The sequence below is a fragment of the Kordiimonas marina genome, from assembly GCF_023006325.1.
GTDB classification, from domain to species: domain Bacteria; phylum Pseudomonadota; class Alphaproteobacteria; order Sphingomonadales; family Kordiimonadaceae; genus Kordiimonas; species Kordiimonas marina.
Genome location: NZ_JAINDF010000006.1, coordinates 1 through 19,631 on the forward strand (window position 1 = coordinate 1; position 19,631 = coordinate 19,631).

Annotated in this window: 18 protein-coding genes; 5 read left to right on the top strand and 13 right to left on the bottom strand. The window is 57.9% G+C overall.

From position 1 onward, the window contains the following. Positions 1-370: 370 nt before the first annotated feature. The 5 genes from K6118_RS13520 to K6118_RS13540 all read right to left on the bottom strand — a co-directional run bounded on the left by K6118_RS13520 (position 371) and on the right by K6118_RS13540 (position 7,438). Entirely contained in the window at positions 371-2,488 is a 2,118-nt protein-coding gene (locus tag K6118_RS13520) for a TonB-dependent receptor (RefSeq protein WP_247120955.1), read from the bottom strand. A 59-nt stretch (positions 2,489-2,547) separates the two neighbouring features. Beyond that, complete coding sequence (locus K6118_RS13525) at positions 2,548-2,940, bottom strand: hypothetical protein (protein ID WP_247120958.1); 393 nt, start codon at positions 2,938-2,940, stop codon at positions 2,548-2,550. 124 nt (positions 2,941-3,064) lie between these two features. Next, on the bottom strand, positions 3,065-5,221 hold the full coding sequence (locus K6118_RS13530) for a VCBS domain-containing protein (RefSeq protein WP_247120960.1): 2,157 nt from the start codon (positions 5,219-5,221) through the stop codon (positions 3,065-3,067). A gap of 213 nt (positions 5,222-5,434) precedes the next feature. After that, complete coding sequence (locus tag K6118_RS13535) at positions 5,435-6,133, bottom strand: SDR family NAD(P)-dependent oxidoreductase (protein ID WP_247120962.1); 699 nt, start codon at positions 6,131-6,133, stop codon at positions 5,435-5,437. Positions 6,134-6,352: 219 nt separating this feature from the next. Further along, the gene (locus tag K6118_RS13540; RefSeq protein ID WP_247120964.1) at positions 6,353-7,438 is read right to left on the bottom strand and encodes a porin family protein; all 1,086 of its coding nucleotides are present in this window, start codon (positions 7,436-7,438) and stop codon (positions 6,353-6,355) included. A gap of 354 nt (positions 7,439-7,792) precedes the next feature. On the opposite strand from K6118_RS13540, the gene K6118_RS13545 reads away from it, so the two are divergent. Next, positions 7,793-8,002 (top strand): hypothetical protein, encoded by a 210-nt coding sequence (locus K6118_RS13545; protein WP_247120965.1) that lies wholly within the window; start codon positions 7,793-7,795, stop codon positions 8,000-8,002. Here K6118_RS13545 and pstB read toward each other — a convergent pair. The 5 genes from pstB to K6118_RS13570 form a co-directional block, all read right to left on the bottom strand. Further along, positions 7,983-8,780 (bottom strand): phosphate ABC transporter ATP-binding protein PstB, encoded by a 798-nt coding sequence (gene pstB / locus K6118_RS13550; RefSeq protein ID WP_343269981.1) that lies wholly within the window; start codon positions 8,778-8,780, stop codon positions 7,983-7,985. The genes K6118_RS13545 and pstB overlap by 20 nt on opposite strands. Positions 8,781-8,794: 14 nt before the next feature. Continuing rightward, a complete protein-coding gene (gene pstA, locus K6118_RS13555) occupies positions 8,795-9,640 on the bottom strand; it encodes a phosphate ABC transporter permease PstA (protein WP_247120969.1) in 846 nt (281 codons plus the stop codon). A 1-nt stretch (position 9,641) separates the two neighbouring features. Further along, the gene (gene pstC, locus K6118_RS13560; RefSeq protein WP_343269982.1) at positions 9,642-10,589 is read right to left on the bottom strand and encodes a phosphate ABC transporter permease subunit PstC; all 948 of its coding nucleotides are present in this window, start codon (positions 10,587-10,589) and stop codon (positions 9,642-9,644) included. Between the two features lie 216 nt (positions 10,590-10,805). Continuing rightward, positions 10,806-11,828 (bottom strand): phosphate ABC transporter substrate-binding protein PstS, encoded by a 1,023-nt coding sequence (gene pstS / locus K6118_RS13565; RefSeq protein ID WP_247120973.1) that lies wholly within the window; start codon positions 11,826-11,828, stop codon positions 10,806-10,808. Positions 11,829-12,295: 467 nt separating this feature from the next. Beyond that, the gene (locus K6118_RS13570; RefSeq protein WP_247120975.1) at positions 12,296-13,072 is read right to left on the bottom strand and encodes a type 2 periplasmic-binding domain-containing protein; all 777 of its coding nucleotides are present in this window, start codon (positions 13,070-13,072) and stop codon (positions 12,296-12,298) included. A 172-nt stretch (positions 13,073-13,244) separates the two neighbouring features. Between K6118_RS13570 and K6118_RS13575 the strand changes: the two genes are divergently transcribed. Beyond that, positions 13,245-15,176, top strand: coding sequence for an ATP-binding protein (locus K6118_RS13575; RefSeq protein WP_247120976.1), 1,932 nt, complete (start codon positions 13,245-13,247; stop codon positions 15,174-15,176). Between the two features lie 11 nt (positions 15,177-15,187). Here K6118_RS13575 and K6118_RS13580 read toward each other — a convergent pair whose 3' ends face one another. Then, the gene (locus K6118_RS13580; RefSeq protein WP_247120978.1) at positions 15,188-15,715 is read right to left on the bottom strand and encodes a hypothetical protein; all 528 of its coding nucleotides are present in this window, start codon (positions 15,713-15,715) and stop codon (positions 15,188-15,190) included. A gap of 269 nt (positions 15,716-15,984) precedes the next feature. On the opposite strand from K6118_RS13580, the gene K6118_RS13585 reads away from it, so the two are divergent. Further along, positions 15,985-17,223 carry a hypothetical protein gene (locus K6118_RS13585; RefSeq protein ID WP_247120981.1) on the top strand — a complete coding sequence of 413 codons (1,239 nt, stop codon included), beginning with the start codon at positions 15,985-15,987 and terminating at the stop codon, positions 17,221-17,223. On the opposite strand, the gene K6118_RS13590 is transcribed toward K6118_RS13585, so the two are convergent. Next, positions 17,220-17,789, bottom strand: a complete 570-nt coding sequence (locus K6118_RS13590; RefSeq protein WP_247120983.1) for a hypothetical protein — start codon at positions 17,787-17,789, stop codon at positions 17,220-17,222. The genes K6118_RS13585 and K6118_RS13590 overlap by 4 nt on opposite strands. Before the next feature lie 264 nt (positions 17,790-18,053). On the opposite strand from K6118_RS13590, the gene K6118_RS13595 reads away from it, so the two are divergent. Together K6118_RS13595 and K6118_RS13600 are read left to right on the top strand one after the other, a co-directional pair. Then, on the top strand, positions 18,054-18,368 hold the full coding sequence (locus K6118_RS13595) for a hypothetical protein (protein WP_247120985.1): 315 nt from the start codon (positions 18,054-18,056) through the stop codon (positions 18,366-18,368). A gap of 44 nt (positions 18,369-18,412) precedes the next feature. Continuing rightward, entirely contained in the window at positions 18,413-18,721 is a 309-nt protein-coding gene (locus tag K6118_RS13600) for a hypothetical protein (RefSeq protein WP_247120987.1), read from the top strand. Here the strand turns inward: K6118_RS13600 and K6118_RS13605 are convergent. Beyond that, the gene (locus tag K6118_RS13605) at positions 18,711-19,601 is read right to left on the bottom strand and encodes a LysR family transcriptional regulator (protein WP_247120989.1); all 891 of its coding nucleotides are present in this window, start codon (positions 19,599-19,601) and stop codon (positions 18,711-18,713) included. The two genes, K6118_RS13600 and K6118_RS13605, sit on opposite strands and share 11 nt — an antisense overlap. Positions 19,602-19,631: the final 30 nt, after the last annotated feature.

Genomic DNA, 19,631 nt, shown 5'->3' on the forward strand with positions numbered 1-19,631 from the left:
GGGACGGTGAATGAAGCTGTGTTCGGCCGCAGCAACGCGGAGGCAACACGAGGAGCGCAAAGCGCCCGCAGTGGTAAATCCTGCCCCCGCAACCATTAAAAAGGTCAGAGGCCATAAGGCCCCTGGCCTTTTTAATTGTAGGTGGGGCAGAGGAGAGAAGCTTGCCGGTTCGGGCGGTCCAGTATGTCATGGCGCGCGGGCGCCAGCCTGATGCGACTAAAATCAGCAAGGTACGGGGTGTGGCCGTCGAGCGCGCTAATACGCTGGGCGAGAAGTAACGCGCAATTCTTAGGGGATGTGTTTTCAGGCTTTTGAGAAAGAGCCATCCAGGTAACGGGCGGGGCAGTATATTGCCCCGCCCGTCTTGCTTTTAGAAGCTGTATTCGACGCTCAGGAAGGCGTTGGTCCCGGCACCCGGCAGGCGGGCCCCGAGGGCGACATCCGAGTTCGAGATGCGGTTATAGCCCGCCAGATGGTCTTCATAGTAGCGGTTGAACAGGTTCTCGACCCCAGCGGTTAGCTTGACGTTCGAGCCTACCCACCAACCGGCATAGAGGTTGAAGATGGCGTAGCCTGCCGTCTTGGCCTCGCTGTTGGTGGCCGAAACCTTATTCTGCGCTGCGGCGAAGCGGCTTTCCCCGCGGACATACCAGTCCCCACCTTCATAGGTCAGGGAAACCGTGCCGCGGGCAGGCGCGATGCGGTAGAGGTTGTCGTCAATGTCTTCCCGCTCGCCACGGACATAGCTGAAGCTGCCGTCCATATGCAGGTGCTGGGTCAGGGTGACCCCCATGTCCATGTCGAAACCGTAGAGCTTGGCGTCTACGTTGGCGAAGCGGAGCGGGGTCATGTCCCCATTCATCGCGGCAACCATCTCGACCATGCTGTCGACCACACCAGGCGTGTCATCATAGGCGACACCCTGGATGAAGTTCTTGATATCACGGTAGAAAATCGTCGGGCGTGCATAGAAGCGGTCGCTCGCGTAATCGAGGCCGACTTCGGCGACATAAGCGGTTTCGGCCTTGAGGTTCAGATCCCCCACATAGATGTTGCCGTCGGCGAGGCCGCCGCTTGCCGCCGTCGGGAGCCAGGCATATTGCTCGACATACCCGGGGGCGCGGTTCTTGCGGGCAAGGGTGCCGCGCAGCTTGATACTGTCATTGAGCGAATACCAGCCCTGCAGGACGACATCGACAAGGTCATGCGTGATGTTGGTGTCCGTCTTGTTGAAGGCCATGGCGAGCATGGCGGGCATGGCGGGAACGGCGCTGCCGACGCTGGCACCGTCGGTGCTGGAGCTATAATGGTCATAGCGCACACCGGCCTCGTAGCCCGCCTGGCCCATGTCCCGGTACCATTCCACATACGCCCCGGCCCGCTTCATGCTAATGCCCTTGAAGCTGTTCAGGAAGAAGTCGGGGTTGTTGGGGTTGGTAATGGTCAGGTTATGGCGGTTGTCTGCAAAGTCACCGCCGAACCGAATGTCCCCGAGCGCGGTTTGCTTCACCAGTTTCAGGTCCGCGGTCCAGGTTTCGGCTGCGGCGACAGACCGGCGCTGTTTCATCGCATCGGGGGCCGGGCGGGACAGATAGTTGGTCATGGCGTGGTTGATATTGACATAGCCGACACTGGCCTCGAGCGACAGGCTGTCATAGCTGCCTTTGTATTTTGCCCGGGCGAAGTCACTGTCGAAATATTCGATATCCATGGCGAAGGGCGGGTTGCCTGTGGCGCCGACATGCTGGTGGCGGTAGTCAAGCGCAACCTCATGGGTGCCGTCTTCGCTGCGCCAGCCAAGGCCGGTGCCGACCGTGGCGCGTTTATGGAAGCTGTTGGCGATCCGGCCGCCGGGGAAGCGCATGTCGCCGCCATCTTCATAGGAGCCGAGCATCTGAACGCGCCAGCGGTTTGTCGCGGCGCCCACAATGCCGCCGAGGCCGACGCTTTCGTCCGCGCTGCGGGCGGTGGCGGAGAGGTCGCCGCTCACCTCGGCCGTGGTGCCATCGCTGAAGTCGACCTTCTTATAGACGGCATTCACGCTGCCTGCGAGCCCGGGGCCATTGGAGACCGAGCCGACGCTGCGGGAAATCTCAAGCCGGGCGACAAGCGGCAAGGGGGCATATTGAAGCGGCGGGTCCATCAGGTTCGGGCCGCCGGAACCGAAGCGCTGGCCGTCCACCGTTACGTCGACACGGGAACCGGTCAGGCCGCGGAACTGGACCTGGCCTGAAAGCGCGCCGTTGTTGATCAGCGCACCGCCTGGAAGGCCGCTGGCAATCGAAGCGGCATCGGCCGCTGACATGCGGTTGGGTTTGATGCTCTCACTGGTCGGGGTGGTGTCCGCCGACCGGGCGCCGACCACCAGGATCTCAGTAAGCGTGTTGCTGCCATCGTCTGCCGCAGGCGTCTCTGCGAGCGCCGCACCAGACAGCATGGTCGAAGAAGCCAGCGCACTAAGGGCGAGGCGTGAAAAAGAGGAACGCATAAATATCACTCCAGGTAACCGGGCTTCAGACCCGGTGCCATTTAAAAAAAACGGGTTTTTCAGGCTTGGAGTGTGAGGGGTGGACCGCGGCCCCCGTAAGGCGAGATATGGAGGCCGGTTAAAGCCGCCTCCTTATAGACCGGCGTAAAGCTGTATGCGACGCGGACGGCAAGCGCTGCCGGTGTGGCCTCAGGTGTCAGGGCGACAGCCTGGCCCATACACTGGCGGCAATCCTTGCAGCAATCGTGATTGTGGCTGTGGCCCGATCCGGTAGCATCCTGCGCGGCAGCAGCTTTGTCGATGCTGCACCAGTTGGCAGGGTCGGACAGGCCGAAATCACCGGCCGCTGCCGGGCCAATACAGCAGCTGATTTGCAGGAAAGCATTCAGGAGGATCGCAACAATGGCGATATCCCAAATGTTATTGTCTTTCCTGAATTTGTTCAGCGTCATCGGTTTCCCAGCCCATGTTTCGTCTGTCGGCTATCCCAGACCGGCGGGGAGATCAAGAAAATTGATCATGCGGGACATTTTGACGCGTATATCAGGTCTTTCCATCGCGTGAAGGTTGGATAGCCTAAATAATCAGAGGGAGGGTATCCAGGTCTATGATGAGGCCGGCTAAGAAGACACTGTTGCCGTCTCCGAGATCGATATGCAGGCCACGATTGTCGCCTTCCAGGGTATAGGATGCGGCTGCATAGACCGCTGCGCGGTCCGCGAACCCGCAATAACTCAGATCGAGCGTGTCCTGGCTGATGTTGAAGTCGGTGATGGTGTCGTTGCCGCTATTGGCGCCGAACACGAAGGTGTCAGCCCCATCCCCACCCGTCAGCGTATCATCGCCTGCGGAGGCCCAGATGGTGTCGTTACCTGCGCCGCCATCGACACTGTCATTGCCTTGGCCATTGTACAGCAGGTCATTGCCATTACCGCCACTGAGCACGTCGTCACCGGTTCCGCCAAAAAGCGTGTCGCTGCCGGCACCGCCCCACAGGGTGTCGTTGCCGTCGCCCCCGCCCATGCGGTCGCTGCCGTCCGAGCCGGTGAGATGGTCATCGCCACCCCGGGCCCACTGGTTATTTTGGTCCACACTGTTACTGCCCTGAAGCGAATCCTGCCCAACGCCGCCCATTTCTGTCTTCTGTTCGGTCACGTTGCCGACGCTGAAGTTGACGAAGGCCGAGCCCTTAAGGCCGCTCGTGTCTGAGGATGATACCTGCAGGGTAACCTGATGCTCGCTTTCATAATCGAGCGAAACACCGTCCTTGAGCCACAGTTCATCGCCCTTGATGACAAAGCGGCTGTCATCGGTGGAGAAAGTAACCGCGCTGCCTTCCGGGTCGGTAGCGGAGAGTGTACCAACGAAGGCGCCTGTATCATTTTCCTCAACCCCGCCACTCGTGAGGGTGGGGCCGCTGGGCGCACTGTTCCCGCCGGTGATGGTGATGTTGATATTCTGGCTGGTGCCATCCACGGACGTGATGGCGACGGTATCGTGAAGCGAACTGCCGGTCGTCAGGGAGGTCACCGATGAATTGGCCGTGTTGGGGCTATAGGTCCAGGCGCCATTGGCGGCCATAGTCAGGTGTCCATAGGTGCCGTTGACGGTGCCTGTGGTGAAGCTTTCTTCCGACGCACCGTTGAGGTCACTGATCGTGAGCGTGCCGTTGGTGCTGCCCAGCTTGCTGGCGGTCCCCGTGGTGTCGCCGCCGATCGTGGCCGGGTAAGCCGGGCCAAGGCCTTGTGCGGCGCCGGTCGTGTTTACAAGGGCTGTGTAGATTGTCGCACCGGAGGAGGTTGTAATGGCCGAAAGTGTGCCGCCACCGGAGGAGACCGCGTCAAAGATATTGGTCAGCGTGCTCTCAACGGTCGGTGTCGTGCCGGAATAGGCGCCACCCAGCGTGGCACTGACCACGTTGGTCCCGGAAAACGTAAGGGTCTGGGGGGACGAGACAAAACCAATCGGCGTGCCGGCCCCCGCAAAGATGCTGTTGCTGACGGTAGCGGCCGCGTTGGTGCTCAGTACAAGCTCGGCGTTGCCATTGCCGGTGAAAACACTGTTGCTGATGTCGGTGGGGCCTGTAGTGACAACACCGTTCCAATTGTTGTGGGCGATGACTGAACCGGAGATGGCAACGCTTGTCGGGCTCAGAAACTGAAGCGCGTTCCCCGAGCCGTTGCCGGTAAAACTGCTGTCGGTGATGGTGATCGTGCCGTTCATGGTGTCGATCGTGGTGCCGTTGGCCGGGTTGTTCTCGAACCGGCTGTTCTGGATGGTCAGGTCGCTGTTGGAGGCATAGACGCCGCCGTAGGTGCCGCTGTTGCCGGTGACGACGGAATCATTGATGACCAGGGTCGAGCTGGAGGCCGAGATGGGGGTGCCGCTGTTGACGCCGGTGATGGTCAGGCCGTTGAGCGTGACATTCGCGCCTGATGAAACCTGGATAAAGCTGGCGCCGTAGTTGTTGGCGTTGAGCGTAATGTCCGGCGTACCATTGCCGTCGATATCACCATTGATGGTGATATTGTGCGTGATCGCGTAGGCGATGCCTTCTGTGATCGAAGCACCGCTGAGGATCGGGTCGAACACGATGGTGTCGCCGTCCTGCGCGAGGCCAAGGGCTTCAAGGAGCGACAGGCCGAGGCCGTCCGCGCTCTCCGTTGCGAGGGTTCCGCTGTTAAAGGCGTCGGTCGCACTGGTGGCGTTTGTGTCCACGGTAAAAGTCGTCACGCTTCAGTCCCCCATCGTGCAACAACGCACATGTGCAGTGTAAACAAGTTGTCTGCAGTTAGCCTTAGACTGGGAAATGCGTCAATGGAATAACAATATTATCAGTAATGCGTCCAAAAGCATGGGGTGCTATTTTAAAAGGCAGGAAACACCTGTTCCCTGCCTTTCGTTGAGGTCATGTTTGTGCCGGCTGTGCCGCCTACGGTAATGGTATCAGACGCGGCCCGTGACCGGCAGCAGCGCGCCGGTGATGGCCCGCGCTTCGTCGGACGCGAGGAACAGGATCGTGGCGGCCAGGTCATCGGCGCTGACCCATGCACTGAAATCGGCATCCGGCATATCGGCGCGGTTGGTCGGCGTGTCGATGATCGAGGGCAGGACGGCGTTGACGGTGATATTGTCGCCCTTGAGTTCTTCGGCGAGGCTTTCGGTCAGCTTATGCACGCCGGCCTTTGAGGCGGCGTAGCTGCCCATGCCCATACCGGCCTTCAGCGCCGCGGCGGCGCCGATGTTGACGATGCGGCCTTTGCCTGCAGCCTTCATGAAGGGCAGGACGGCCTTGCAGCTATTGAGCGCCGTTTGCAGGTTCATGCGCTGCAGAAGGCCCCAGGTGTCGGTGCTGCCGCCTTCCAGGGTTTCCCAGCGGAAGCCGCCCGCGATGTTGAAGAGCGCGTCGATCCGGCCGAAATGGGTGTGAATTTCCGTAAGCGCCTGGGTGACGCTATTCAGGTCAGTCAGGTCTACGCCGCCTTTGAGAAGGGCTGAGGCCCCGACTTTATCTGAAAGGCCTTCAGGGGCATTGGTGCTGAGGTCGAGGACCGCGACCTTATAACCGCGGGCGGCGGCCTCTGTTGCGACATGGCTCCCGAGGAACCCAAAACCACCGGTTACGATGCAGACTTTTTCACTCATTCTTCCCTGTCCTGTGTTTTACCGGGCGCCCCTCGCGCCCAGGCAGCCCTGGCATGCCCCATTGGGGGCACCTGTTGAGGCCCTTTTTAGGCGGGGGCGGCAGAAGCGTCAATGATGCGGGCGGCTAAAACGACACCGGCCCCGCTGACAGGTGTCAGCGGGGCCGGGCCATTTGTCTTCAGGGAACACGTACCCCTAAGGGCTGGCGTTCCTTATCTACTACCAGCGCAGGCGACCGAAGAGGCCGAACTCGCTACGGACGCCTTCGATGGAACCACCGATGGTGCCGTTGCCGGTGCTGACATAGCCGTTGTCGGACTTGTCATGCTTGTAGACCAGGGAGAGGTCAACAATTTTGGCCGGCGAGTAGGTTACGCCGATGTTGTAGTAGTTGTTCTTAACCGACGGGGCAGTCGTTTCGTTCGGCTTGACGTGGTCGAAGCGGCCGAAGACAGCCCATTCCGGGTTGAACTTGTAGGAAGCGAACGCGCCGTAGCCGCTCGAGTCTTCCGACGTCATGGACGTTACGTTTTTCCAATCGTTGGCTTTGAAGTATTCAACGCCGACGCGGACGGTTTTGGTTTTGTAAGCTGCAAGCGCGTTGAAACGCTTCGCGGTGTGGTAGGTAACGGCGTCCTGGACGTCTTTGCCCAGCTTGCCGCTGTAGCCACCGAGAGCGACGACGAAGTTGTCGAAGTTCACGTTTACGCGGGCTTCAATGTCAACCGACTTGAATTTTTTGGCATTGCCAGCACCCGGAGGGGATTTGTAGCCAGCGCCGTTTACGAGGGCGACAGCGTATTCGAACATGCCGTCAGCAAGTTTACCCTTGGCATGAATACCCCAGTCAGCGGAGGTGCCGTATTTGGTGCGGTCAACGAGGGTGTTCTCAACGTAGCGGTAGCCATAGATGCCCTCTACGAACGGAATCCACGGCAGGTCGGTCGAACCGAGACGCAGGTCAAGAGCTTTCGAAAGTTTGGCTTCGAGGTAAGCTTTCTTGATGTAAAGCTCAGTCGCGCCGAGAGCGCTCTTGTACTGGAAGTCGGTGGTTACGTTCGCCGAGAAGACGTCGTTGAATTTGTGATCGATACCAACGTAGAAACGCTTGATGTCGAAGCCGTAGCCGTTGTCGGTCAGGCCGGTTTTCGCGCCGTCCGACTTGTGGCTGACGGTGCTGGCGTCAAAATACATACGACCGCTGATTTTGGTGCTGTCGGTCCAGTCAGCTGCAGAAGCAGCGGTGCTCAGTGCAAGAGCCATAACGCCGGTGGCAGCGCCGGCCAGCCAGAAAGATTTCTTCATGATGGGGTAGCCTCCCTGAAGTTTGTTACATTCAATAGTGCCCGGTCCGTGTTCCGGGATGTGAACTCAATGGGCCCTCAAATCAGGCCAAGATCGTTACGGGCCTGTGTCCTAGGGCCCTTACGTCTCGCCGGGAGAATTCGCAAAAGCCTGTGACGGCTGGGTGACGCTTATATGAACATTTTATGACGGCCTGGACGTAGGGAAGAGCCGCTCGCAAAAGTAGCGGCGCCTCTTTTGAGTGGGGCGGTGTGGTTCAAGAGCTAACCATATGAAAAATATTAATAAATAACCACGATGCCCTGGTGGTGGCCTGCGCATGCAAGGGCGGCGGTGGCACTGTGGGGGGATGGCGTGATCAGCCGTGTTTTCTACGACTGTTACATGGATGCAACGCAACAGTTTGTAACAAATGAAATGGGACATTGGTTCGACGGTCAGAAAAAGACTCCGGTTGTCGGCGGTGATTTGGGGCAAATAAAAACGGCGGAGGGTGCCCTCCGCCGTCATGTTCAATTAAGCAGATTTGTGGCCCGCGTGGCGATTAGCCGAAGCGCCCGGTGATATAGTCACGGGTCCGCTGGTCACGCGGTGCGGTGAACATCTGGTTGGTTGCGTCAAACTCGACCAGTTCGCCCAGATACATGAAGGCGGTATAGTCGGAGACCCGCGCCGCCTGCTGCATATTGTGGGTTACGATCACGATCGTATAGTCGTTCTTAAGCTCTGCGATCAGTTCCTCGATCTTCGCCGTGGAGATCGGGTCAAGTGCCGAGCAGGGCTCATCGAACAGGATGACCTCAGGCTTTACGGCAACGGTCCGGGCGATGCAGAGACGCTGCTGCTGGCCGCCCGACAGGCTGATGCCGCTGCTGTGCAGTTTGTCTTTCACTTCATCCCACAGTGCCGCACGCTGAAGCGCATATTGCACCCGGTCGTCGATCTCGGACCGCGGCAGGCGCTCATAGAGTTTGATACCGAACGCGATATTGTCATAGATCGACATCGGGAACGGCGTCGGCTTCTGGAAAACCATGCCGATACGGGCGCGGAGAAGGTTCAGGTCGAGCTTGGGCGACAGCAGGTTCTCGCCATCGAAGACCACGTCGCCTTCGGCACGCTGGCCGGGGTACAGCTCGAACATCCGGTTCAGGGTCCGGAGAAGGGTCGACTTACCGCACCCGGACGGTCCGATGAAGGCCGTGACCTTGTTTTCATAAAGCGGGACATTGATGTCTTTCAGCGCCTTGGCCTGCCCGTAAAAGAAATTCAGGTTCCTGATCGAGACTTTTTCCACCAAGCCAGGGGTGTCCGTCGAGATATGTCCGGTCTCTGAGGGCATGATTGGTGTATGGTTCATTGCTGTTTTCTCGATGCTGCAAGCGTACGCGCACCGATACTGAGCGCGAGCACGGCCATAGTGATAATAAGAGCGCCGGTCCAGGCAAGTTTCTGCCAATTTTCATAGGGGCTCAAGGCAAATTGGAAAATGACGATCGGCAGGCTGGAGACCGGGGCATTGAGATTCGTGTTCCAGAACTGGTTGTTAAGTGCCGTAAACAACAGGGGCGCGGTTTCGCCGCTGATACGGGCGATTGCCAGCAATATCCCTGTAATCATGCCTGCGCGTGCCGCTTTATAGCTGACGTGGCGAATCACGAAGGCTCGGGGGAGGCCAAGCGCAAAGGCTGCTTCCCGCATCTGGTTCGGGACCAGGTTCAACATATCTTCCGTGGTGCGGACAACGACCGGGATTACCATCACGGCCAGCGCGACGGCACCAGCCCAGCCAGAAAAGTGCCCCATGGGGTAGACCATGATTTCATAAATGAACAGGCCGATCACAATCGATGGAGCACTCAACAGAATGTCATTGATGAACCGGATCACACTGGTCAGCCGGTCATGACGACCATATTCCGCCATATAGGTGCCCGCGAAAATGCCGATCGGCGTCCCGATGGCGACCGCAATGCCGGTCATGATCAGGCTACCCATAATCGGGTTCAAAAGGCCGCCGTCGGACCCCGGTGGCGGGGTCATTTCGGTGAAGACAGAAGAGGACAGGCCGCTAAAGCCTTCCCACAGGAGCTTCCCGAGGATGAGGACGAGCCAAGTCACGCCAAAAAGGGTGGCGGCCAGGGCTAGAGCCATGGCGATGGCGTTGCGGCGTTTGCGGGCGCTGTAGAGGCTTTTCATCATGTTACCCAGCCTTTTTCTCAAGACGCATCAGCATATAGCGAGCGACAGCAAGCACAATGAAGGTGATGCAGAACAGGATAAGGCCAAGGGCCACCAGCGATGAGGTGTACAGGTCACCGACTGCTTCGTTGAATTCGTTGGCGATTGTCGCGGAGATCGTGGTCCCCGGCGCCAGAACCGAGCCGGAAATACGGTGGGCATTACCGATGACGAACGTTACGGCCATGGTTTCGCCAAGCGCACGGCCAAGACCAAGCATTGCGCCACCGATCACGCCGACGCGGGAATAGGGCAGAACCACATTGCGGAAGACTTCCCAGGTCGTGCAGCCGACGCCGTAGGCGGCTTCCTTCAGGACATGGGGAACAGTCGCAAAAACATCGCGCGAGACCGAGGTCACATACGGCAGAACCATCACGGCGAGGACGAGGCTCGCGGTCAGGATGCCAATGCCGTAGGGCGGACCGGAAAATAGATTAGACAGTATCGGCACCCCGTCGAATGTATCGATCAGGAAGGGTTGCACATGATGCTGCATGAAGGGGGCGAAAACGAATAAGCCCCAGATACCGTAGATGATGCTAGGAATGCCGGCGAGCAGTTCAATCGCGATACCGATCGGCCGCCTCAGCCACACAGGGCAAATCTCGGTCAGGAAAAGGGCGATCATGATTCCGACAGGTACAGCAATCAGCATGGCGATGGCTGAGGTAACGACGGTGCCATACATAGGGGCGATTGCGCCGAACTTGTCGGTTACCGGGTTCCAGTTGCTGTTGGTCAGGAAGCCGAACCCGAATTTTTCGAGCGCAGGCAGCGAACCATGGAAAAGCGATATGATTACGGCGCCAAGAAGCAGCAGGACGGTGATGGAAGCCGATCGTGTAACGATGCGGAATACCGTGTCACTGTGCCTTAGGCGATCCAGTATCTTATGGCGGGCGCGCATTTCGGAAGCCGTTATGACTCCGTTGTGCATCGTACTTTTTTGCATGAGTTCGCCTCTAGGGTACGAAGTAGGCATTTATATGCCGCCAGGGATATACTAAGAGCGTCTCTCAATCAACCCGTCTGCCTACGCTATTGTCAGACGGTTGCCCTGTCTATCAAACAGAAGGAAAAGGCGCCGTCGGGCGCCTTTTCCCGTCCTGATATCAATCAGGACTTATTTGCTGTGAACGTCGCGGGCCCACATTTTTTCAATGTCGGCAACAACATTCTGCGGCATCGGAACATAATCGAGTTCTTCAGCCATCTTACCACCGTTCTTGTAGCTCCAAGCGAAGAACTTCAGAGCTTGGCCGGTAGCAGCCGGATCAACCGGGTTTTTGTAAACCAGGATCCAGGTAGCGGCAGTCATCGGCCAGGAAGCGGCACCCGGCTGGTTGCCGAGGATAACGCCGTAGCCCGGCTTGGAGCTCCAGTCAGCGTTAGCAGCAGCAGCCTGGAAAGCTTCCGACTTCGGTGCAACGATGTGGCCGTCTTTGTTCTTCATGTTGGTGTAGGTCATGTGGTTCTGCTTAGCGTAAGCATACTCAACATAACCGATCGAGTTAGCGGTCTGCGCAACGTTGTTTGCAACACCTTCGTTGCCTTTGGCGCCAATGCCAACCGGCCACTGAACGGCTTTTGCGTTACCAACTTCGTCTTTCCAAGCGGCGCTTACGTCCGAGAGGTAGTAGGTGAAGTTGAAGGTCGTGCCCGACCCGTCCGAACGGTGAACAACTGCGATCGACTTGTTCGGCAGCTTCAGGCCCGGGTTCAGCTTAGCAATAGCAGCATCGTTCCACTTGGTGATTTTACCAAGGAAGATGTCAGCAAGGGTCGTGCCGTCCAGAACCATGGTACCCGGCTTGATACCGCGTACGTTGATGATCGGAACGATACCGCCCATAACCATCGGGAACTGAGCGAGGCCGATTTTTTCGAGTTCAGCACCCGAAAGCGGAGCGTCGCTGGCGCCGAAGGTAACGGTCTTGGCTTTGATCTGCTTGATCCCGCCGCCGGAACCGATCGACTGGTAGTTCAGGCCGATGCCGGTTTCTTTCTGGTAGGCGTCAGCCCATTTAGCGTAGATCGGGTACGGGAAGGTTGCACCAGCGCCGGAAATCTGGTCGGCGGCAGCCGGAGCAAGCGAAGCAGCGAGAGCAATACCTGCTGCTGCGATAGCGTTGACAAAAAGTTTCACGGGTTCTCTCCATATATACAGCCCAAGCGAGGCAACGACTCTTTCGTCGCATTACCCCTTCAGTTCTTCGGCCCTTTGGCGAAATGTCTTTCCAGACACGTCTCTAAACTTTGGTATCCCGATTAGCAGCACCCTGCTGCCTGTAACGGGATATCCGAGGTCTTGATGACCGAAGCCCTCGAGGCGCAACCATATGGTGGACGTATGACAGTTTGATGAATATCCCGGCCCTTGTCCAACAGGAATATAATTGACTGTTTTGAGCGCGGGGTGAATCAAATAAAGTTATATTTATCAGTGTCTTATGGAAATATTTTTCCTGATCGATATTCAGGCGGTATGTCCGAAAATTAACGATTGTTATAGGGGCTGGGACTGTAATATGAAACCGGACCGGCAGGGCGGAGAATCGGTTTGGTTGCTTTTGCGGGGATGGATTTGCGGGGTGAGCCCTGTGAACGAGAGGCTCATTCAGCCGGAATTTGATCTCCGAGAATATCCCGGTAGGGATCGATATATGGCTTGGTGGCTTTAGCGAGCGCCCCTGACTTCACCGCCTCGTCATGGCAGCGGTTGAAATTGTCCCTGTCTTCTTTGTGACGGAAGGTGATGGTGTCCGCATTTTCGGGGAAAAGACCCACGAATTTGACCTTAGGCCAATTGCTGTCTCCATAGGTTCCGCCGGTAGCCTTGGCCCTCAATTTATAATCGATTGCGAAAATAAGGCCGTCGGTAATGAAGACGTCGACATCTTTATTAATGAGCGCCTGCGTCGTGGAGAAGCCTGACGGAGCCTCCCAATAGCTTTTCAAGTCAGGCAGAACAGCTGCGAGGGAGGGAAACATTTGTGTGGCCCCGCCAAAGCCGAGTACCCGCAGGCCTTTTAGGTCGCTCACAGATCTGATCTTGAGATTCGCCGCCGCCAAAAACGCAACACCGTTCTTCTGATGGATAAAGGGGGCGGATGGAAAACCGTTGATGCCCGCGCTCTCCCACACGATGGCAACGGCATCGAGGTCGGGGTCACGTTCGTAAGCAAGCCAATGCTGTCCCCATGGCTTTAACTCGAACTCAGGTCTGATCCCGCATATATGAAATATGGCTTCAAGGGCAGCGGCACTGCGTCCAACCCCGTTTTTGTCAAAATGTCCGGACAGGATTGGCGCGGAAATGCGCAGGGTTTTTGCAGCCACAGGCAGTGTGGCAGCCACGATGATCAGGCAGAAACCGATAATCCTCTTCATGGCTATCTTCATACCGCAGAATACCTATCCGAGGGTACAATATTTTCTGCCATCTGGCGGCGCAAGAGGAGAGCAACAACCATATATTTACCAAATGATAGAATAGTAATTTGTGCATGATTGGCCCTTGGGGTACCAATGCGGTGGGGAAGAGAAAACTGGGGTGGGGTGCGTGCGCGACTTTCGCTCATTGATGAACGATATTCCTATCCGCTATTTCATGCCGATAGGTTTTTTGGTCGCAGCCGGGGTTGCGTTGCTGGTCTATGGTTTTGTGGCCTTGCCTGTCGCGGAGGAGCAGGCCTTCGCTGTTACAGAACAGGATTTCAGCAGTGAGGTCGACGCGATGCGAGGCCGCTTCAACATGCTCCTCAGCCAAGGCGACAAGCAAGCGGTCAGCCAGGACGTTTTTATCACAGGCAGCAAGCCTGAGGTCAAAGGGATTGCGATTGTCACTGCGGATGGCCGCGTCCGGTATGCGGGCAATACGGCCTATCAGGGGAAACTATATACCGACCTGCCTTTCCAAATTGAGGCGGCTGTTTTCAAACGGGCCCTGTCCACCGGCCAGATGATGATGCTGCGGGATCCGGGCGGCAAGATCCTGACGGGCTATATAGGGCTTGGGGCGCTTGAAGGCGGTGTCATGACCAAGCAGGTGCTGGTGATTGCGCAAAGCACAACCGGGCTGAGCGAGAATATCAAAAAGGTCGCGACCCGTTCTATCGAGATACTGGCACTGACCTTGGTGCTTCTGGCTTTTACTGTCGCCATACTGTTGCGTGAAAAAGTAAGCCGCCGTTTGAACAGGCTTCTGAATGCTTCGAAGATGCTGGCCTCCGAGGAGGATGACATTGGGCCTCTCCTAACCGGGGGGGATGAGTTTGGGCAGATATCCGACCAGATAAAGAAAACGGCTGACATTTTGGCACGCAAACGGGCAAAACTGCTTGATGCGCTGGACGAGGCGAAGGCTGCCAGTGTCGCAAAGTCTGAATTCCTCTCGAACATGAGCCACGAAATCCGGACGCCGCTGAATGGGGTGGTCAGCGGGCTCAGCTTGTTGCAGAGCTCCTCCGACGAAGACGAAAAGCAAGAGCTGACGGCCGCGGCGTTGAATTCAGCGCATGCCCTGATGAATATCATCAATGACGTGCTCGACTTTTCCAAGCTTGAAGCCGGGCGGTTGGAGATTTCGCCCGGGCCCTTTCTTCTGGCCCGTACGCTCAAGGATATTCGGTTGCTTATGCGGCCGTTGGCTGCTGAAAAGCGGACAAAGCTGACGCTGGAAATGTCGGCGGGGTGTGATGTTAAAGTCGTCGCGGATGAGGTGCGGCTGAGGCAGGTCATCACCAATCTTGTCGGCAATGCCATAAAATTTACCGAAGACGGGATCATCACGATCAAGGCGATCATGCGGGGGGAGGAGGACAAGACCCTTGAAGTGCGCGTGGTCGATACCGGCGTCGGAATTTCCAAGGAGGAAATTGGGCTCCTGTTCAGGCGTTTCAGCCAGTTGAGCAACAGTCGGGCTCAGAAAATGCGCGGCACCGGGCTCGGGTTGGCGATATGCCGACAGATTGTTGAGCTTATGGGCGGTGAAATTGGCGTCGACAGTATCCTCGGCGAAGGCAGTACCTTCTGGTTCCGGATACCGGTTGGTCGGGCGAGTGATGAAATTCCGGAGCTTGCAGAGGAGGCCAAGGAAGAGGTCGGCGGTGGGCTTAATATCCTGCTGGCGGAAGACGTATATATCAACCAGATGCTGATTACCAAGATGCTGACCCGCCTCGGCCATACGGTTACATTGGCCGAAAATGGGCAAGAAGCTATTGATTTTCTTGATGAAAAACCTGAAGGGACATTTGACCTGATCCTGTTGGATAACCAGATGCCGATCCTGAGCGGGCTTGAGGCTGCGAAGCTGGTGCGTGCCCGGGGGGATGCCAAGGGCGGGACGCCGATTATCGCACTGACGGCGGACGTACTGGCGGAACAGCGGGAGGCTTTTCAGAATGTTGGTATGAACGGCTTCGTCAGCAAGCCGATCTCCATCGATAAACTGCGCTTCGAAATCAGCCGCGCTATCGAGAATAAGTCATAAAATATAAATGGTTATTCAGTTGGCAGCGGTGTGGGGCCTGTCTCTGCTGGCAGGGTCTCAGGCGTGTCCGGCTTGCCGTTCGGACGGAATTTCAGCACCACCGTGGGCAGGATGCTGAGTTCAAGCTCCAGATGGGTGAAGTGAAAGCGCCGGAACTTCAATTTCGTGCGCGCATTGCTGGCCTTGAAAAGCGTGTTCAGGATCGTGTTGACCATCTTTTTCTCTTTTGTTTCAAGGAGTAAATCCTCCTGATCTGCCTCGCTGATCACGTCCTCCAGCATGAGGTGCGCGGTCAGCTTAGGAGACAGGCCGAGGCCGACTTCGATCTCGGTGACGCGGTAGCCGGCGCGTTCGATATAGGGGAGGGCAGCGTTGAATTTTTCGGCGGTGCCTGTGAGGGTATTGCCGCTTAAGTCTTTGATTTCGCTTACAGTTGCGCCATAAGCGTCGGCGGCGCCCTGCTTCCAGCCGTACCCTGCCTTGCGGCCGAGAAATGCCTGCCGCATGTCTTCCAAAATTTCCGGCAACCGTTTTGTCATGGTTTTATCCCCCTGTTCTAGAAGGAAATATAGGATCGCCTGGTGGTTTTTTAAAGCCTGCGCTTGCCAAGCAGGGAGGCCGGTGACGGCCCTGTCGCAGCTGTTGCCCCCGGTGTGTTGCAGCCGAGCCCGCAAACTGTTGCAGCTGCAACAGGCGCGCCTGACCAGCCCGAATGACGGCCCGCGCGGGGCTTCCGGGCCAGCTTGACTTGATGGAGCCCCCCACCTATAGCTGCGAAACCACCGCAAAGCCGATCAGGGGGCTCTCTGTGAAAACACTTTATCTCCATGTTGGGTTCCCCAAGACCGGCAGCAGTTTCCTGCAGACGGTGTTTGCCCGCAATGCGGATTTCCTGCGGGACGAATATGGGCTTGATTATATCCAGCCGGACGACCGCGCGGCGGAAGCAGCCCGCGAAGGCCGGATCAGTTCCGGCAACGGCCAGTGGTTTATCGCCCAGGCCATGAACGGGGGCGAGGTCGGCCCGGCGCTGGAGCGCTACCTGGAAGGACCATCCGGCAAAAGCCTCCTGTCCACCGAAAACTGGTTCAAGCTACCCTCTGAAGCACAGGCTGAGGTGGCGGCGTACGCCTTGGGGCGCGGGGTCAAGATACAGGCCATCGCCTTCCGGCGCGACCCGTTCGAACTGGCGATTTCAGGGTATCTTCAGGGTGTGAAGCGTGGGATAGCGGCAAATCCGCTCGAAGCCTCAACGAAACGTTTCAGCTACCATCATCCGGTCTATGAAGCCGCGATTGGGGCCCATTTCCCGATCGAAACCATTGATTATAGCGAAAACCGCGACGCGCTGGCGGCGGCCTTCCTCGCGCGGCTGGACCTGGATGGCAGCCGCCTGCCGGATGTGCCCGCGTCCGTGGTCAACCGGTCAATCTCCGCTGAGGAGGCTGTCTATCTCCGCCGTCTCAATGCCCGGCACAAAGATGCGGATATCGCCGCGCATGTGTCGGACTATCTGGTGGAGAACTATCCTTTCGCCGGCACGCCGGTGGCGCATACGGAGGAGACTTTCGGCCATGTCGCAACTGCGCTTGGGCTCGACCCGGTGGCGGAAGCGGCCCGGCGCGGCTTGACACTCGCGCCGCAAAAGCTGGACCCCGATGTCATGGCGGAAACCGCTTTTCGTGTGCAGGAAGCCCTATGCGATTTCGCCATGAAGGCCAGGTCGGATTCCAACGCCGTCCCGGGTTTGAAGGCTCGGAACCGTCTTTTGCGGGCTAAGCTTACGGGGCTGAATGCTGCGGTCATGCGCTCGAAGGCCCATCGCGAAGAAGCGATGAAGGCCGCGTGCGAGTATCTTACAGGTGCAGAAGACTATTTGGCGCTGGCGACATATCTTGCGAAGCGCAACTATGCGTCGGCTGCGCTGACCGTCTGCAACCTTGCGGCAGAAAACGGCCGGTCAAACGCCGATGTCGTGGCGCTTAAGGAAAGCCTCAATACCCGGCCTGTCCTTCGCCGCTTTTCCGATTGGGTCCGCGGGCGCTAACGGCGGTGTTTCGGCAGGTCCACTCGATCAGCGCCTGATACCCTGCGGGTCTGAAGGGCGCTTACGAGGCCCGGTATGCCCGGCCAGCGTTTATCCAGAACAAGCGGGCCCAGACCGGTTTTAAGGATCAGGCCGAGAAACTTGTTGTCCTGAACGCTTTTCACCTCCTGCCAGGGGATGATCTGGGGCGTACCCCGCAGGCGTCCGAGCCTGATGCCTTCCCGGCCGAAGGCGGCGCTTGGCGCGCCGGTCGGCATGAACCCGCGCAGGCACAGCATCAGGGTCGGCAGGCATAAAAGGGCAGGGGCAATCGCGCTCCAAAGGCCCCATTTGCCAGCAAGGTCATTGCCCAGGGCATAGGCAAAGGGCAGGGCCATCAGGAAAAACAGCCCAAGCCATTTGAGGCGGCGGACATGGTTCAGCGCCGTCCAGCCGTCCGCATCCGCCTCGGGAACCCTGCCACCTTTAAGCAAAAGCTGGGCAAACGCCGTGGGCAGGATAACCAGCGGCAGCAGGACCGTTAAGGCAATATGGGTCGGCATGGTGAGGATGGCTTGGAAGGTCATATTCTGTCCTGGTACGGGCGTAGGGAAGGAAGATGTTTACGCCTTATCAGCACGGATTTCCATCTCCTATCCCCTTGAAATTGATTGTGCATTTGCTACATATAGATGCATAAGGTCATGCCATGCAATCAAGGAAAGCCATATGAAAAAAGCCGTCTCCAGGGGTGTTTGAAAGCAACCATTGGAGGAGGGAGGCTTTTGCTTTTGTCTCAAGTATGGTGGGGCTGCCAACCATTCACAAAATAACAGTGGAGGACAGTGAGGATGACGAAACTTCTGGAAAAAATAGCGATCCGCCTTTTCCCGCGCAAAAGCCAGCGCCAGCTTGATGTCTGGCAGCGGGTGCGCACGCAGGGGCCACTTTTCTACATTTTCAAGCGCGGCATCCTGCGCTTCGGCCTGCCGGTTTACCTGCTCGTCAATCTGTTCGATCTGCTGTCGCAGCAGGCGCTGCTTATCCACCGCACCACAGCGCTTGGCCTGACCCTCTGGACGCTCGTCAGCCTCGCATTCGGCGCTTACATCTGGGTCAGCCATGAACTGGCATACCGCCGCCAGCATATGGGGCCGGTGGCGTAAGCTGAAGCCACAATCAGTTATCATCGTAAAACTTAGAAGGATTTATGTTGAGATTTACGGGGATGTTTACGCCTGCCCGCGTCAAACAGTGGGAAAAGCAGCGCTCAAAAGGTCTGCTCTTCAATATCGTCTATATGGGAATCATTCTCTGGCTAATCCCTGTCTATACCAGTGCGAATCTGATGGAGTGGGCCTTGGGGAAGACGCCGCAAATATATCGCACGAATGGATCCGATATCTTCATCTGGGTGGCCATGGGGCTGCTGTTCGGTTGGTTTATGTGGTGCCGCAGCGAACGGGGCTATGCCCGGTGGCTGGCCGAAAATCGGAAGAACGACACCCCTACTTCATAAGGTCCAGGAACAGGTTCGTCAGCGTGGACGGCTGGTCGTTGTCCGCGCTCACGGCACAGATATCCACCTCATAGGATGTGTCGGGCACGCCCAAGCGGACGATCTCCCCGCGTTCCTCGAAAATCGCGCCGTAATAGGTCGGGAAATAACCGAGATAGAGCCCGGTGCGGATCAGCGCCGCCACCCCTTCGGTGGTGTTGGTGGCAGGCCCCGGCGTCAGCCCGAGCTTCTGGATCACTGCCGCCATTTTGGATTCGTAGCGCACGGTCGCGACCGGGGTGGCGAGAAGCGTGTCCAGCGTTTCGGCACCAGCTGCCGCGTTGCCGGGCGCGGCATAGAGCGCGTTTTCCTCCCCATACAGCACATCGTAACGGAGGCTCGGGCGTCTCGCCTGCACCGGCATCAGCCCGACATGGGCGGCGCGGTTGGCGACCGCGCGTTCGACCGCGTCCGGCGGCAGGATCTCGATCACCGGGGTTACCTTCGGGGTTTTCTCCTTCAGGCCGCGGATGGCGTCCGGCAGTCTGAGGCGCGGGTCCCAGATGATGGTGTCGGCGATGGCGATGGCGAAGTCTCCCTCCATCTCCTTATGGATTTCGCTGATATGCTGGCGGAAGTCGCGGAGCGCAGCCAACAGCGCGCGGGCGCGTTCCAGCACCGCGCGGCCTTCCTCCGTGAGCCAGAAACCCGCGCGGCTGCGTTCGCACAGGCGCAGGCCCAGCCGGGTTTCAAGGTCGGTCAGTTGGCGGCTGATGGTGGACGGGTCCAGGTTCAGGCTTGCTGCCGCCCCGGTCACGCCGCCCGCTTCCGCCACCGCGACGAAGACGCGGAGGAGACGAATGTCCACATCTCCCAAGCGGCCGATACTGCCCTGTGCCATGCTGGTTTCCTTGTTTGTATAAACTATCAA